13 protein-coding genes are annotated in these 16,848 nt (G+C 43.8%); 12 read left to right on the forward strand and 1 reads right to left on the reverse strand.

Features of this window, described 5'->3' with window-relative positions; all coding sequences use genetic code 11:
* Nucleotides 1-225: 225 nt before the first annotated feature.
* The gene (locus BI182_RS02120; RefSeq protein WP_286805198.1) at nt 226-2,364 is read left to right on the forward strand and encodes a clostripain-related cysteine peptidase; all 2,139 of its coding nucleotides are present in this window, start codon (nt 226-228) and stop codon (nt 2,362-2,364) included.
* Nucleotides 2,365-2,624: 260 nt separating this feature from the next.
* On the forward strand, nt 2,625-3,092 hold the full coding sequence (locus BI182_RS02125; protein ID WP_148636305.1) for a flavodoxin family protein: 468 nt from the start codon (nt 2,625-2,627) through the stop codon (nt 3,090-3,092).
* Nucleotides 3,093-3,206: 114 nt separating this feature from the next.
* Here BI182_RS02125 and BI182_RS02130 read toward each other — a convergent pair whose 3' ends face one another.
* Complete coding sequence (locus BI182_RS02130; RefSeq protein WP_228883049.1) at nt 3,207-4,829, reverse strand: NAD(P)/FAD-dependent oxidoreductase; 1,623 nt, start codon at nt 4,827-4,829, stop codon at nt 3,207-3,209.
* Nucleotides 4,830-5,083: 254 nt separating this feature from the next.
* Here BI182_RS02130 and BI182_RS02135 point away from each other — a divergent pair, with 254 nt between their 5' ends.
* The 10 genes from BI182_RS02135 (at nt 5,084) to BI182_RS02180 (ending at nt 16,826) form a co-directional block, all read left to right on the forward strand.
* Nucleotides 5,084-5,680 carry a TetR/AcrR family transcriptional regulator gene (locus tag BI182_RS02135; RefSeq protein WP_070372344.1) on the forward strand — a complete coding sequence of 199 codons (597 nt, stop codon included), beginning with the start codon at nt 5,084-5,086 and terminating at the stop codon, nt 5,678-5,680.
* A 12-nt stretch (nt 5,681-5,692) separates the two neighbouring features.
* On the forward strand, nt 5,693-7,771 hold the full coding sequence (locus tag BI182_RS02140; RefSeq protein ID WP_286805199.1) for a chemotaxis protein CheA: 2,079 nt from the start codon (nt 5,693-5,695) through the stop codon (nt 7,769-7,771).
* 27 nt (nt 7,772-7,798) lie between these two features.
* Entirely contained in the window at nt 7,799-8,302 is a 504-nt protein-coding gene (locus BI182_RS02145) for a chemotaxis protein CheW (protein ID WP_286805200.1), read from the forward strand.
* Nucleotides 8,303-8,343: 41 nt separating this feature from the next.
* Nucleotides 8,344-10,023, forward strand: a complete 1,680-nt coding sequence (locus tag BI182_RS02150; RefSeq protein ID WP_286805201.1) for a methyl-accepting chemotaxis protein — start codon at nt 8,344-8,346, stop codon at nt 10,021-10,023.
* A gap of 165 nt (nt 10,024-10,188) precedes the next feature.
* Nucleotides 10,189-11,229: a protein-glutamate methylesterase/protein-glutamine glutaminase gene (locus BI182_RS02155; RefSeq protein ID WP_286805202.1), complete on the forward strand. Its 1,041-nt coding sequence runs from the start codon at nt 10,189-10,191 to the stop codon at nt 11,227-11,229.
* A gap of 9 nt (nt 11,230-11,238) precedes the next feature.
* Entirely contained in the window at nt 11,239-11,709 is a 471-nt protein-coding gene (locus BI182_RS02160) for a chemotaxis protein CheD (protein ID WP_286805203.1), read from the forward strand.
* Between the two features lie 55 nt (nt 11,710-11,764).
* Nucleotides 11,765-14,821, forward strand: coding sequence for a PAS domain-containing hybrid sensor histidine kinase/response regulator (locus BI182_RS02165; RefSeq protein ID WP_286805204.1), 3,057 nt, complete (start codon nt 11,765-11,767; stop codon nt 14,819-14,821).
* 57 nt (nt 14,822-14,878) lie between these two features.
* Entirely contained in the window at nt 14,879-15,283 is a 405-nt protein-coding gene (locus BI182_RS02170; RefSeq protein WP_070372338.1) for a response regulator, read from the forward strand.
* A gap of 18 nt (nt 15,284-15,301) precedes the next feature.
* Nucleotides 15,302-16,138 carry an HD-GYP domain-containing protein gene (locus BI182_RS02175; protein ID WP_228883067.1) on the forward strand — a complete coding sequence of 279 codons (837 nt, stop codon included), beginning with the start codon at nt 15,302-15,304 and terminating at the stop codon, nt 16,136-16,138.
* A gap of 166 nt (nt 16,139-16,304) precedes the next feature.
* Nucleotides 16,305-16,826, forward strand: coding sequence for a PadR family transcriptional regulator (locus tag BI182_RS02180; protein WP_070372336.1), 522 nt, complete (start codon nt 16,305-16,307; stop codon nt 16,824-16,826).
* The last annotated feature ends 22 nt before the right edge of the window (nt 16,827-16,848 follow it).

Genomic DNA, 16,848 nt, shown 5'->3' on the forward strand with positions numbered 1-16,848 from the left:
ACTTCAATGTGCGTCTGTGTTTTTTTATAAAGTTATCGTGAAAAAGTGATTTTAGGTGCGAAATTTCTTTGCGATTCAATCCGGGAAGCGTATAATATGAGTCAGTATTATGTAAAAATCCATTGTGGTTAAAGCCTTTGCAGCAATGATTGTCGGCTGTGGGTTTAACCGTTGATGGTTAAGACATGAAATTACCAGTAAAATCATTTAACCTGGAGGTTGAACATGAAAAAAAGATTGATGGCATTTCTGATCGTTTTTGCCATGGTGCTGTCATTAACAGCTTGCTCAGATGATGGCGGAAGCGTTGGTACCCACAAAAACAGTGGCCTGGATACATCACTGAACCGAAGTACGGATATGCAGGTCAGTTCCAGTGGGGATCTGACAATTCAACGGTTGACCCGAAGTGAGACAAAAAAAATGGGTGCGAGCGGAACCTGGACTATTTTTGTTTATATGTGTGGTTCAGATTTGGAAAGCGAAAGTGGTCTGGCTACGATGGATCTCCAGGAAATGATAGATGCTACCCAGTCGGATCAGATAAAATTTGTGGTACAGACCGGCGGGGCCAATGCCTGGGATAATGATCTGGTGGATGATTCATTGACCCAGCGATTTGTAATTGAAAACCAGAATATGGAGCAGATACAAGAGGAGGATGGTGCCAATATGGGTAGCGCCCAAACTCTGGCAGAATTTCTGAACTGGGGGGTATCGGCTTATCCGGCTGAAAAAATGGGGCTGATTTTTTGGAATCACGGGGGCGGCAGCATCACTGGGGTGTGCTTTGATGAGCAGAATGAAAGCGACAGTCTTTCCCTGCTGGAAGTGGAAAACGCACTGACTTCGGTTTATTCGAATATGACGGATAGCTTTGAATTCATCGGCTTTGATGCCTGTTTAATGGGAACGGTGGAAACGGGCAATATGCTGGCACCTCATGCCCGCTATATGGTGGCATCAGAAGAACTGGAACCCGGCTATGGTTGGGATTATACTGCCATGGGCAGTTTTATCAGCAGCAATCCGGCTGCCAGTGGTGCTGAGCTGGGCAAGGTGATCGTGGATTCGTTTTATGCAGCATGTGTTGCCATTGACAGTCAGAATGAGGCGACCCTGTCCTGTATTGACCTGTCCAAAATCGATGAACTGGTGTATGCCTTTAATGACGTGGCAAAAGAAATGTATAACGCCACCACGAATACCGATGTTCTTTCCAAAATGATCAAAGGGATCACGACAGCCCAAAACTATGGTGGTAACAACAAGTCTGAAGGCTATACCAATATGGTTGACCTGGGTTCGGTATTAAAAAACCTTACCGGAAATGTCGCAGGTGTTGATCAGGCGTTGGCGGCCCTTCAGGACTGCGTGGTTTACATGAAAAACGGCAGTGATAAGGCTGATTCTCACGGCTTGGCGATTTATTATCCGCTGGCGATTCAGGGTTCTGAGGAATTGTCAATTTTTAAAGATATCTGTGTCAGTCCCTATTATATGTCCTTTGTTGATAAAATGGCCTATGGTAGTGACACCAATGGTGATTTCGGAGGGTATAGCGATACCGACTGGTTTGGGGAAAACTCGCTCTACTGGAGCAGTGGCTATAATGAAGCAGCCGGATCTGAGTATTGGTCTGACCTGGATCATACGGACACCGAGGCTTATAATTTTAGTGAAGACGAAAGTGCGGTTTCCTTTTCATCACAGCCCGCCATTAATGCCAATGGCATGTACGGCTTTACCATTTCAGCCGATACCCTGGATTATGTAGATGCTGTATATTGTGATGTGTTTATGGATGCCGGAGATGGGGAGACCTTGATCGAACTGGGTCTGGATGACAACATCACCGCCGATTGGAATACCGGTAAGTTTGAAGATAATTTCAACGGTTACTGGGTTTCACTGCCGGATGGACAACCCTTGGCCACCTATATTGTTGAGCAGGGTGATACCTACAATATCTATACTTCGCCGGTGATGTTAAATGGGGTGGAAACCAACTTACGAATAAAAATTGACTTTGCCAGCGATGGCAATTATACCATCACAATTATCGGAGCCTGGGATGGCATCGATGCGGTCACGGGTCAGTCGGCGAAAGAAATTACCAAGCTAAAAAAAGGTGATCTGATCACGCCGGTGTATTATTCTTATAGTATGAAAACCGATGAAGAGGGTGTTTACGAAGGCGAGGCATATACGTTTAACAATGATCCGGTGATCTATGAAGAACCATTGGCCGTGGGCGACTACTATTATTCTTTCCAGATTGATGACATTTTTGGCAGCTCGCTCTATACTGATTTTGAAATTTTTACGGTGGATGCCAATGGCGAGATCTATTTTAATCAATGAAAATAATCGATGACGAAGTTGTGTAATTAATCAAAGCAGTCTGAGAAAAGCATCTGGTCTCAGGCTGCTTTTTTAGAGCAGTTAACGAAAAAGTTGCCATAATTTAGAAAAATTTGTGGTAAAATTTACGAAAAGACTTGAAAAAAATGATAAAATGAGGTACCTTAGTGTCAACAAGAGAATTATAAATGACCAAAAATGCATGAGCTTTGTTTGTATTCTAAACATAACCACATTTTAAAGAAAATGGAGAGCGTGAAATGAAGATTGGTATTATTGTCTTTTCTAAAACAAACAACACCTTTTCAGTCGCCGACGAGTTGAAATCGGCTCTGGTAAAAAAAGGTCTGGATGCTGAAATTCAGCGAATCGTTCCGGAAAATGATGATCCTGGCGTTAAACCGCCGATTGTATTTACCAGCAAACCGGATGTAACCCCTTACGACGTGGTAATCTTTGCCAGTCCGGTTTGGGCCTTTTCATTGGCAGGGGTGATGAAAGAATACTTGGAACAGGTTTCATCCCTGGAGGGGAAAAGAGTATTCAGTTTTGTGACGAAACAGCTGGCATCCAAATTTACTGGCGGAACCAAGGCAAATCGGCAGATTAAGTCAGTGGTGGAATTAAAAGGTGGCAGAGTGGAAAAATCATTTATTGTCAGCTGGAAGAATAAAAAACGCGATGAAGAGATTGCCAACTTAATCGCTGAAATTTGCAAAGCAGTTTAAGCACAACCCGGATTCGATCTGAAAATACGAAAGTAACTTGTCGCAAAAGAGCTCCTGAAGAAAATCTTCAGGAGCTCTTTTGCGGTGTTATTAGAAAAGCGAAAGGTGGTTAAACTATTTTTTAGGGGTAAGTTGGGCATAGACCTGAATAATTTGTTCAGCAGTTTTAACGCCATCCACCGCTGAAGACATGATTCCACCAGCGTAACCGGCACCTTCACCCATCGGGTAGAGTCCGGAGATGTTAGACAGATGGTTTTCGTTGCGGTTGATTCGAACCGGTGAAGAGCTTCGGGTTTCAACTCCAGTCATAATGCTGTCGGCCATGGCAAAGCCAGTGATCTTTTTGTCAAAGTGAATTAGTGCCTCTTTTAAGGTGGCTACCACATAATCCGGCAGACAGTCTTTTAACTGAGTCAATTTGAGACCCGGGGTATAAGTTGGTTTAACTTGACCCCATTGGCTACTGGGTCGATCGGCCAGAAAATCGCCCACCAGTTGAGCTGGGGCGTGATAGTTCTGGCCGCCCAGCGCAAAAGCCCGACCCTCCCAGTGGCGTTGAAAGGCAACCCCAGCCAGGGGGTGGTCATCACCGAAATCTTCAGGCTGTACCCCGACCAGGAGGGCGGCATTGGCATTTTGACCATCACGTCGATGTTCGCTCATGCCATTGGTGACGACGCTGTTGGGTTCTGATGCAGCGGCCACCACATACCCCCCGGGACACATGCAAAAGGTGTAGGCCGATCGTCCGTTAGGGGAATGATAGGAAAGCTTGTAGTCGGCTGCTCCCAGGCCAGCAGATCCGGCAGCAGATCCGTATTGAGCAGTGTCGATTAGCCTTTGGGGGTGTTCAATCCGCACTCCGATGGAAAAGGCTTTGGGAGTCATCGTGATACCCCGCTTATAAAGCGTTTCAAAGGTATCCCGGGCGCTATGTCCGATTCCCATCAACGCTACCTGGCAGTCGAGTTGATTGTGATCATTGATAATCAATCCGGTCAGACGACCGTTTTCGATCAGGAAGTCGGTGACCTGGGAGCGGAACCGGACTTCGCCGCCATTATCGATAATTGTCTGACGCAGGGTTTTCACCGTTTCTCGCAGCAGATCGGTGCCGATATGGGGTTTACTGAGATAAAGGATTTCTTCAGGAGCACCAGCGGCAATAAACGCTTCAAGGATGCTGCGACAACGGGGATCGTTAATCAGGGTAGTCAGTTTGCCATCAGAAAAGGTTCCGGCCCCGCCTTCACCGAACTGAACATTACTCTCTGGATCAAGCGCACCTGTTTGCCAGAAGGTGTCAATTTTGATGCTTCGGTGATCGACATCGTCACCCCGTTCAAGAATAATGGGGGCGTAACCGGAGCGGGACAGAATCAGACCGGCAAAAAGACCGGCAGGACCCATGCCGATAATGACCGGTCGGTGGTTTAGTAAAACATTTCCCGGTGAGACTGGTTGATAGGATAAATCGGGACTGGGAATAATACCGGATTTACTACCCTTTTTTAGAACAGCCACCTCATTTTTTAGGCGGGCATCAACTGTATAGATATACACGATAGCACTTTTCTTGCGGGCATCAATGGATTTTTTAAATATTTTAAAAGTGATTAAATCTTTGGGATTAATTTTTAGTTTAGACAGAATAGCGCCTCTTAAGGCCTCTTTTTCGGCCCCATTGTTTTTGGCCTGCTGAATCTCGAGTTTGAGATTGGGAATTCGAATCATCCGATCCTCCTGTTGTGTAATAGATAAAAAATATTATAACATGGCTTTTGTCAAAGTCAAAAACATAAAAAGTGGCTAAGTGGTGATCAATCGAAAACGAGATTGTCAACGGTGAAGGGAGATAGGGATGGGTGAAAGAATTCGATTAAAATTCACAAAAGAACCTTAAGAACTTCACAGAAGAAGTTGACAATTAAGAGGAAAAGGGTATAATTCAAATAGGAGTAAGTAATCACTCCGTTAGGAGGAACGCCATGCAAAAATCACTGATTAAAAGGCGTGAAAGTATTATCGTTTCAACGATTCAAACGCTAAATGAGGTGGGGCTTCAGAATTTGTCGACAAAAATGATAGCTAATCAGGAAGGTGTCTCGGAAGGAACGCTGTTTCGGCATTTTAAGACTAAAACCGATATTATGCTGGCGGTAGTGGATCATTTTTCTCAGTATGATGATGCCATCATTGAAACCTGTGTTAAAAAAAACTTCTCGCCACTGGAAGCGATTCGCTATTTCTATAATGCCTATGCCGAATATTATCAGAACTATCCGGAAATTACGGTGGTGATTCAAGCATATGATAGCCTGATGTGCGATGAGGAGTTGGCGGAAAAGGTTAGTGCAATCATTTATAAACGGGCAGATTTTATCATCAAAACAATTCAAGCGGCCAAAGATCAGAATCTCATTGGCGCACATATGGATCCAGTTCTACTGGAAAATATTCTCACCGGCGGCAGCAAGGAAATTTGTCTGAAATGGCGAATGGAAAGGTATTGTTTTTCAATTAAAGAAAAAACTGCCGAAATGGTCGACACAATTATAAGCGGCTTTATCGAAAACAAAATCTAAGGAGGGAACCGATTGGCAGAGCAATATATCAATGACCCAATGCAGGAAGTTTTTATTTTTGAAACCTCCCAGCAATTGGAACAAATGGAACAGTCGGTGATAAAAACCGAGGCCCTGGGCAGTTACCCCAGTGATACCATTAATGAAATATTCCGGATTATGCATACGATAAAAAGCTCGGCGGCGATGATGCTGATTAACAATATGTCTGTGCTGGCGCATACCACCGAAGATATGTTTTACTTTATTCGGGAAGAAAAGCCTCAGTATATCGATGTTTCAACCCTGTCAGACTTGGTCTTTGAAGGTATTGACTTTATGAAACAGGAGTTGGAAAAAATAAAAAATGGGGCTGAAGCTGATGGAAATCCGGAAATTTTGATAGAGAAGATAAAAGCACATCTGGTCTTGCTTAAAGAAAATAACAACCTGACGGATTCTAAAGTCGTCAATAACGAACCGGTAAAGGAAAAATATTATATCAGCTCCAATAAAGCGGCAAAAATCAGTGTCCCGAAAACCTATCAGGTGATGCTTTGGTTTGTCGAAAATTGTGGGATGGAAAATATCAGGGCTTTCACAGTGGTTCATAATTTAAAAGAAATCACAGAAAACTTTAAGTGCATCCCGGAGGACGTCATCAACGATCCGGATTGTGTCGAGATCATTAAGCGGGATGGTTTTGTCTTGGAGATTAAAACTCCGGAATCCCGAGATAAACTGGAGGCTTTTTTTCATACCATGGCCTTCATTGAGGAAATTGAGATCACCGAACTCAATGAATTTCAGGAAATCCGGGAAGAGATAAGTAATCTGGTCTCGGATGAAGCAATTATCGTTCCCCAGCTAAAAAAAATGGCGGCGGAACAGCCCCCGACTAAAGAAACCCCAATTTCCAATGGTGGCTATGGTCAAAGTATGATTTCGGTAAGTGTGGAAAAACTGGATAAACTGATGAATCTGGTGGGTGAGATGGTTATTTCTGAAGCCATGGTCACCCAAAATCCGGATCTCAAGGGATTGGTTCTCGACAATTTTAATAAATCCGCCCGACAGTTAAGGAAGATCACGAACGAACTCCAGGATATGGTTATGTCCATCCGAATGGTACCACTGGGACCCACTTTTTTTAAGATGAATCGGATTGTTCGGGATATCAGCAAAAAGCTGGGCAAAGATATTACTCTAAATATTATGGGTGAAGAAACCGAGGTGGATAAGAATATCATTGAACAGATCGGCGATCCGCTGATGCACATAGTTAGAAATTCTGCCGATCATGGGATTGAAGTGGCAGAGACCCGCATCAGCCAGGGTAAACCCCGGGCTGGCACCATCACTTTGGAAGCAAAAAACGCTGGCGGTGAGGTGCTGATCATTATCCGGGATGACGGGAAGGGCTTAAGTCGGGAAGGGATTCTTAAAAAAGCGTTTGAAAATGGTTTAGTTGGCGAGGAAGCTGCTACGATGACTGACACCGAAGTTTTCAATCTGATTTTTTTGCCGGGATTTTCCACCAAGGAAGCGGTAACCGAGTTTTCCGGTCGGGGAGTCGGTATGGATGTGGTGGCTAAAAACATTGAATCAGTTGGTGGCACTATTCTGGTGGAAAGTGTGGAAGGTCGGGGAACCACCATCACGTTAAAAATTCCGCTGACCCTGGCTATCATTGAAGGAATGAACATCCGGGTGGGGGAAACCTGTTACACGTTGCCGATTATGGCGATAAAAGAATCCTTTATCCCCAAATCCCAGGCGGTTTTTCGGGATACCGATGATAATGAGATGATTATGATCCGGGGTCAGTGTTATCCGATTTTACGGCTCAAAGACCGTTATAAGGTAAAAAAAGGGGCAACTCAAATTGATGAGGGCATTTTAATTATGCTGGAGGGGGAAAACAAGACCACCTGTCTTTTTGTGGATGAATTATTGGGTGAACAGCAGGTGGTAGTAAAAACGCTGCCAAAGTATATTCAGCGGATGAAAAAAATTGAGGGGCTGGCCGGTTGCACGCTACTGGGGGACGGCAACATCAGTCTGATTTTGGATGTCAATGGCCTGGTCGATCAAAAACGGCTTAACAATTAACAGCTGCAGCACAAAGGAGGCGAAACGATGGCGGAAGTGTATGATGATCTTGAAATGGCAGAGGATGATGAAACCGAAGAAGGGAAGTATTTAACCTTTAACTTGGATACTGAGGCCTATGGACTTGAAATTACTTATGTTACAGAAATAATCGGAATTCAAAAAATAACCGAGGTGCCGGAACTGCCTGAATACGTAAAAGGAATTATGAGTCTCCGGGGGCAGATCGTTCCGGTAGTGGATGTCCGACTCCGGTTTGGCAAACCGGCTCGTAGCTACGATGAGCGTACCTGCGTGATTGTGGTTGAGATTGCAGATATTACGGTCGGATTGATTGTCGATGGAGTGACTGAAGTGGTGGCGATTCCAGCCGAGGAAATTGTTCCCCATCCCGATCTGGATGAAAGCGACAGCCGCCAATTTGTAAAAGGGATTGGTAAGGTAGGAACCTCAGTTAAGCTGATTCTTGACTGCCACAAACTGCTGACTGATGATGAAGGGGAAAACCCCGATCGGGAAATCGGATATTAATTTAAATGAATACAAAAAAACGTTGATGGAGGATATACGTAATGGAATTATTTAGAAATTTGAAAATAAAACAAAAGCTGGTTACCTGTTTTATCCTGTTGGCAGCAGTTACTGGGATTGTCGGCGTATTTGGCATCTATACCATGAACAAAATTAATGCTCAGTCCGAAAACATGTATTATAATAACCTGGTGCCATCCCAGAAGCTGGCCAGCATTCATGCGGCCATGGAAGATATCCGGGCCAATCAGCTGCTGGCAGTATATGAACGTAATCCAGCCACTCTTCAGACTCGCTTGGATACCATTGACGCAGCGGTGGAAAGCGATAATGCGTTACTGAAAGAGTATGAAGCCACCATTTCGGATGAAGAAAACAGAACCCTCTTCACGACCCTGACGAATAGCCTGGCCGACTATCGGGAATTGCGCAATGCCAATCTGGAGCTGGTCAAAGCGCAGAAATATGATGAAGCGCTGTCTGGCCTTGATGCAGTCAGCAAGGCCAGACAAACGGTGGACGAGGATCTGGAAGCCCTGATTAATTATAATACCACCCAGGCTGAAGCAGTGCTGGCCCAGAACACCGCCCAATTCAGAACCCAAAGTATAATGATGATCATTTTTATCGTCGTTGGTATTGGCTTGGCGGTGGGACTCGGGTTGCTGGTGGCCAATATGATTAGCACCCCCTTACGCCGAATGGTTGATGCTGCTGAAGAAATAGCAGGTGGCAATTTGGACGTGGATGTCAAAATCGACAGCCGGGATGAGGTTGGAGAGTTAGGGTCAGCCTTTGTGAAAATGACCGATCACATTAATGAAATCATGACGAATATTGATTCTGCTGCCGAACAGGTAGCAGCTGGCTCCAAACAGATTGCCGATTCCAGCATGGGTCTGTCCCAGGGAGCCACCGAACAGGCCAGCTCCATCGAAGAGCTCACCGCCTCTATTGAAGAAATCTCAGCGCAGACCCGGCTAAATGCTGACAGTGCTGGCGAAGCCAATGCACTGGCGGAATTGACGCGAACCAATGCGGTGGAGGGTAATAATGAAATGAAACGGATGCTTAAATCCATGGAAGAAATTAATGAATCCTCAACCAATATTTCTAAAATTATTAAGGTTATTGATGAGATTGCCTTTCAGACAAATATTCTGGCCCTAAACGCTGCGGTGGAAGCTGCCCGGGCTCGTCAGCATGGTAAAGGTTTTGCAGTAGTTGCCGAAGAAGTCAGAAATCTGGCAGCCCGATCAGCTGATGCAGCCAAAGAAACGACGCGAATGATTGAAGGCTCGATAAAAAAGGTGGACGACGGCACAAAAATTGCAACAACCACCGCCGCTGCTCTCAATCAGATTGTTGATGATGTGGCCAAAGTTTCCGGAATTGTCGAGAACATTGCCATCGCCTCCAACGAACAGGCCATCGGTATTTCGCAGATCAATCAGGGTATTATGCAGGTATCGGAAGTCGTTCAAATGAATTCGGCCACCTCTGAAGAAAGTGCGGCGGCCAGCGAAGAATTATCCAGCCAGGCCGAACTGCTAAGAGAACAGGCCGCCCGCTTTACTTTAAAAAAATCCCGCCGTTTTGGTTACCGGGGTGCTGAAGAATCACTGTCAGAAAATCACAGTACCCGCAGAGAAACAGTCAACAACCCGGTGTCAAAACCGACCCGGATTGCCTTAACAGATAATGAATTTGGCAAGTATTAAATTAACAGCCTGAAAATGGGTATACATAAACAATATCTTCGGGTGAGTTGTCTTTAAAGGATGGTCCCCAAATAAAAATGATCAATTTGACGAGAAATGTGTGCCCATCAGCGAGCGTGTTGGTGGGTGTGCCTTTTCTCGCACCAGGTAGAAAGGATGAGAATAATGCAGCGGAAAAATAAGATCAGAGTTCTCATCGTTGATGACAGCAAGTCTTTCCGGGAAATGGTGGTCAGAAACCTGTCTGCTGATCCTCAGATTCAAGTCATTGCCACCGCTGGTGATGCCTTTGAGGCTCGGGATAAAATTCTCAAATATGATTTGGACGTTTTGGTTTGTGATGTGGAAATGCCAAGAATGAGTGGCATTGAATTTATTAAGCGCCTATTGCCCCAATATCCCTTGCCGGTAGTGATGATCAGCGATGTTCAGGTTAGTATTGAAGCCAGAAAAGTCGGAGCCTGGGATTGTGTGGAAAAACCCACTCCCAGATCAATGAAAACTGTCGAGAACTTTATGATGGAACTGATTCAAAAGATCTGCTTGGCTGCTGGAGCCAGAAACATCGCACCGAAAAGAAATTCTGCCTCTGATCTGACCACTGAGACTCTGGCAGCATTAGACCAGAGCCAGTCATATGAGCGGCTCATTGCTATTGGTGCGTCTACCGGCGGCACTGAAGCAATTTTTGAAATTCTTAAAAAGTTACCGGGGGATTGCCCGGGAATTTTGATTGTTCAGCACATTCCCCCGGTGTTTTCAAAAATGTTTGCCGAACGACTGGATAGTCAGACGCCACTGCGTTGCAAAGAAGCCCAAACCGGAGATTATCTGCAGCCCGGAAGGGTCTATGTTGCCCCCGGTGATCAGCACATGCGGATTAAACGGATTGGTGAAAAATACCGGGTTGAAGTTTTTGTCGGGGAGAAAGTCAATGGACATTGTCCCTCGGTGGATGTGCTTTTTGATTCAGTGGCGCAGGAAGCAGGCAATCGGGCAATTGGGGTGTTGTTGACTGGAATGGGGAATGACGGGGCAAAGGGCTTGTTGGATATCCGCCGCCGCGGTGGTCACACCGTTGGCCAGGATGAAGCATCCTCGGTGGTTTATGGGATGAATAAGGTAGCCTATAATATCGGGGCTGTAGCGGTTCAGTCATCCCTGGAAAATATCTACCACTGCATTCTCACAGCGTTAAAGGAATAAGGTGAAGTGATGACAAAAATAATCGGAATCGGCGAAATGGCCATTTCAAATAACTGTAGTGACACAATTAAAACCTTTGCTCTGGGTTCATGCCTGGGGATTACTGCGTATTCGCCGATTCGCAAAGTGGGGGGAATTATTCATATTGCTTTGCCGCGACCAGCCCGGATGGAGGATGCCATTGAACGCCATTGTTATTATGCCAGCACCGGACTGCCATATTTTATTTCACAGTTTTCCAGTCAATATGGGTGTCTGAAAAATGAATTGGTGGTTCGTATTTTTGGTGGAGCAGAATCCCTGCGCCAGAATGATACCTTCAACGTGGGGCGGCATAATCTGGAAATCACCAAAGCGATTCTAAAAAAAATGAATCTGGGGATTCAATATGCCGAAACCGGAGCTCGGGTCAGCCGTACCATCGAGCTGGAGGTGGCCAGCGGCGACATCAATATCTGGCACCAGAATATGATCATTTAGAAATCTGATCGATACGGTGTGAGCATGAACGGAATACATACAAAGGGAGAACTACATGTCAAAGGAGAAACGCTTAAATACTGAAAGTGATTTTATTCAGGAGTTTAATGCCATATCGGTGGGGGTGGTGGTCATCGATGAAAATGGTCGGGTCACCCGAGTCAATGAGCCATTGCTGAACTACTTCAATCGAAACAGCGAAGATTTTATTGGCAAACAGTTTGGCGATGCAGTTCAATGCCGGAGCAGTCGCTTAAATAAGCTGGGCTGTGGTTTTGATCCGTCCTGTGAGTTTTGCGAATTGAGAAATGCCTTTTCCAAGGTTCTGGAATCAGAAGACATTCCAATTAAAATAGAATTTAAAAAAAGTATTTTTGTGGATGATGAAGAAAATGATTATTGGTTCCGGGTCAGTATCGCCCCGCTGATTCGTGGTCAAAAGCGACATGCAGTGGTAACTTTTGTCGATATTACCGAGCGTAAAAATCGGGAGCTGTTCCTGGAACAGTCCCGGGATTATTATTACCGGATGTTTGAAAACTTCCCGACGCTAATCTGGAAGACTGATCTGGAGGGCAATGTAGTTTACTTTAACCGCAGTTGGTCATTGTTTACTGGTAAGGACAATGAAGCCTACTTGGGAATCAAGTGGTTGGATCTGATTCATCCCGAGGATCGTAAATTCTATATGGAATTGAAAAAGAAAACCTTTCGTAGCCAAAAATCCTTTAGCATTCAGTATCGGATTCGTCATGCTACGGGCAATTACCGCTGGATTGAAGGGATTTATAGCCCCTCCTTTGAGGTCGATGGCAGCTATGGTGGGTATATCGGCATTGGCATTGATATTACCGATCGTAAAAACCTGGAGGAAGGACTGATCCGCTATAAAATGCTGGCGGAAAAGGTTCGGGATACCATTCTTTTTGTGGAAACAAACGGTAAAATAATAGATGCCAATAATGCGGCAGTGGAACTTTACGGATACAAACGGCGGGAATTGCTTGAACTTTCGGTTTTTGATTTAATTGAAGGGGGTCGGTCAGTAGCCATTGAAGAGATGAAAAATGGCGAAAAAGACGGCGTTTTCTTCGAAACCATCCATAAGCGTCAGGACGGTAGGCATTTTCCGGTGGAGGTCAGCGCTAAAACCACCAAAATTAATGAAAAACGGGTGATTATTTGCATTATCCGGGATATTTCGGAGCGAAAAAATTCAGAAAATGCCCTGATTGATAGCGAAGAAAAGTTCCGTCAGGTTTTTCACAATTCCTCAGATGCTATCTTTGTTCAGGAAATAAACGAGGATGGTGCTAACGGTCGGTTGATTGAGGTTAACCAGACTGCTGGTGATATGTTTCAGTACACATATGAGGAATTTTTCGAGTTGGATGATCCGATTTTTAAAATTATCCAGGCACTAGGTGATACTGAGCGGAACTTGAATGAGTTGAATGAAAAAGATTATATTACCCTGCAGACAAAGGCCAGACGCAAAGATGGGTCGATCCTGCCGGTTGAGGTGATCTGCAGTCACTGTTATTTAAATGAAAAAAAAATGGCAATTAATATTGTCCGGGATATTACCGAACGATTAGCGGTGGAGGAAGCCTTAAAATTGGCCAAAGAAGAAGCAGAAACAGCGAATCAGGCCAAAAGTGAATTCTTGGCTAATATGAGTCATGAAATCAGAACTCCGCTAAACGGGATTGTTGGCATGGTTAATCTGATGCGTTTGTCAAACCTCAATCAGGAACAGCAGGAAAACATCAAAATTATCAAAACCTGTGTCAACGCCCTGCTTAATGTAATTAATGATATTCTCGATTTTTCAAAAATGGAAGCGGGGAAACTGGAAATCAAGAAGCAAAATTGTGATATCAAAGCGCTGGTGGAACATACCATTAAAGCCCAGGCTCCGGTAGCAGCAGCCAAGGGACTTGAGCTGAACTACGCTTTTTCTGCTGTTGTGCCCCAGTATGTTATGGCGGATTTCCATCGGATTCAGCAGGTTCTTAACAACCTGATCAGTAACGCCATCAAATTTACCGATATCGGTGAGGTGTGGGTTAAGGTAAAAAACCTGTCGGTCGGGAAACAGCCAATTCAACTGCTTTTTGTGGTCGAAGATACGGGCATCGGGATTGCTGAAGAAAATCGGCAGCAAATTTTTGAAAGCTTTAGTCAGGTGGACGGCTCATTCACTCGCCGCTTTGGCGGCACCGGGTTAGGTCTTGCCATTACCAGACAATTAGTGGAATTGATGGGCGGAAAAATATGGGTGGAAAGTACCGAGGGCCAGGGTAGCCGTTTCTATTTTCAACTCAATTTTGAACCGGGTTTGGCAGAAAGTAGTATGCAGGAGAAACAACCGGATTATTTTAAAATCAGTGAGCAATATAAAATTCTCTTAACTGAAGATGACAAGGTCAATCAACTGGTTATTTCCCGAATGCTCAATGAGTGTGGTTATGGGGTGGATGTTGCAGAAAATGGCTATGAAGCGGTAGAAATGGTTCATAAAAATAGTTACGATATTATTTTGATGGATATTCAAATGCCGGAAATGGATGGGATCGAAGCGACCAGAAGGATTCGGGAATTCAATCAGGAGATACCGGTTTTGGCAATTACAGCCTATGCACTCCATGGTGATCGGGAAAAATTCTTGTCTCAGGGGATGGATGGTTATATTTCTAAACCGATAAAAGTGGAAAAACTGATCGAAGAGATAGAGACCTGTATCAATCGCAAAGAGGTCATTCGCCATTCTGGAGATTTTAAAATGCATATCGATGCGAATGGGGAAATTATTATCGAGGAAAAAAATCCAACGGATGGTGCAAATGAAAGGGTGCATGATGCGGAAAAAGAAGGGCGGTTGACTGAATTAATCAGCGAAATAAACAATCTGGTGGCAGCTGGAAAACTGGAAGATTTAGAAAAATTGGCAAACCAGATCAAGAAACTTTCAATTTCTTTGGATATTGAAGATTTAAAAGTGGTTGCTTTTAAAATTGAATTGGATATCCGGCGGGGAAATTTTGAAGCTGCCGCTAAACGGGTTAATCAGATTAATCATATTTACTCAGTATATAAAAAAACAGTATAATTATTAAAACGATATTGGCCAGAAAAAAAGCACAGCAAGTGAAAGGTAGGAATGAAGATGAAGATATTAATTGTGGAAGATGACATGGTAAGCCGACGCTTTTTAGGTAAATTTTTAGCCCAATATGGAGAATGTGATATTGTGGTGGATGGAATGGAAGCCCTTGATGCCTACCTCATTGCCATAAAAGAAGAAGATCCTTATGATCTGATTTGTCTGGATATAATGATGCCGAAGGTCGACGGGGTGAAAGTGCTAAAAGCCATTCGGGATTTTGAGGTGCAGCGGGGAATCCCGGCAGAAAACAGGGTGAAGATCATTATTATTACGGCTCTGGCTGATACGGAGTTTGTCAACACCGCCTTTGATCTGGGCTGTGAAGCATATGCAGCTAAACCGGTTGATACGGATAAGTTGGTTGAAGTGATGAATAAGCTGGGTGTGATCAAAGTCGATCAATAAGCCAAGATGGGGTGAAAAATGGGAATTTTAGAAGATCACATTAATAATTATACACGGTTTGAACAGCCCGCTGTTCAAAGCACACATCGCAATCATAAGCGGGAAAAAATTGGTAATTCATTGTCTCATTATCTGTGTGATCTTGACGAAAACATGACGGAGCAACTCAACCGGGATATGCTGGTGGAATTAAAAAATAACCTGAGTAATGTCTTGTTTCAAGAAGAATACACCTACACTCACGTCACTCAGTTTCTGGCGCATATGTACGAAAGTATCGAAGGTAACCCGATTATTCTGAAAGCTCTGGATCAGATCAAAAAAATGGATGAATATACCTTTACCCATAGTGTTAATACAGCTTTTTACTCCATGTTTATCGCCATGTGGATGGATCTGGATGAGCAGGATATCATCAATGCAACCCAGGCGGGTTTCCTACACGATATTGGGAAGATCTATATTCCGGAGGAAATTTTAAATAAATCTGGAGTTTTAACCCGAGAGGAATATGAAATTATTCAGCTTCACCCCCTTTACGGATATTCACTTCTCAATGAGTTTAGTGCGTTTAATCTCGAGGTTAAACGGGCAGTTCTTTTTCATCATGAACGGATTGATGCGAAAGGTTATCCGCTTTGTGCAACGGATGATTACGTGGGTCTATTGCCCAAAATAGTTGCTGTAGCTGATGTTTATGATGCGATGACTACGAATCGGATTTATAAAAAAGCGAAAAGCGCCCGGGAAGCCATCGATTATCTCAGTCATCAGGGGCGAAGTCAACTTGATAATCAGGTATTGTATTATTTCCTCAACAATATCCCCGTTTACGACTTCAAAATGTCACAATAAGGAATAATAACCTTAATCAGCAATAAGAACCTAAACTTGACAGGCTAATTGCGATAGTTTATGATGGAAACAAATGACATAACAAATTGTAAATTGTTGTTTGAATCGGGATCATGATTGGGTGAATAAAGTTGGAAAAGAAAAACAGTGCTGAAAGAAGGTCGTCATGTTAGAATTTGCAATTCTGGGGTTTTTATTGGATCGGGATATGACCGGGTATGATATTAAACAAATGATGGTACTACGTACCTCAAATTTTATCGATGCCAGTTTTGGCAGTATCTATCCAATGTTAAAAAGGCTGGAAAAGCTGGGATTGATTACGTTTACTGAAATTGTTGAAGGTAACCGGTTTAAAAAATTATATCGGATTACACCAGGAGGTCAGAAAAGGTTTTTGGAATGGTTGCAAACCCCATGTACGTTTTCTCCCTTTAACCTTGAGTTTCTGGCAAAATTATTTTTTTATAAGCATTTGAAAAAAAATGATGCAATCCTCAATATCGAACTTTTTAGAGGGACGGTACAGGATGCTATCGAAAAGTTGTCAGAAATTGAACGGACGATCAGTGATGGGATGGATCCTTTTGAATATGCCAGTCTTCAGTTTGGTCGAAGCTATTATGAGATGGTTTTAAACTGGCATGAAAAACTCATTGATGATTTGAAATTTACGGCACTGGAATAAGTAAAAAAACCGGGCATCTTTT

The organism is Acetobacterium sp. MES1 (assembly GCF_002237635.1).
Taxonomy (GTDB): Bacteria; Bacillota; Clostridia; order Eubacteriales; family Eubacteriaceae; genus Acetobacterium; species Acetobacterium wieringae.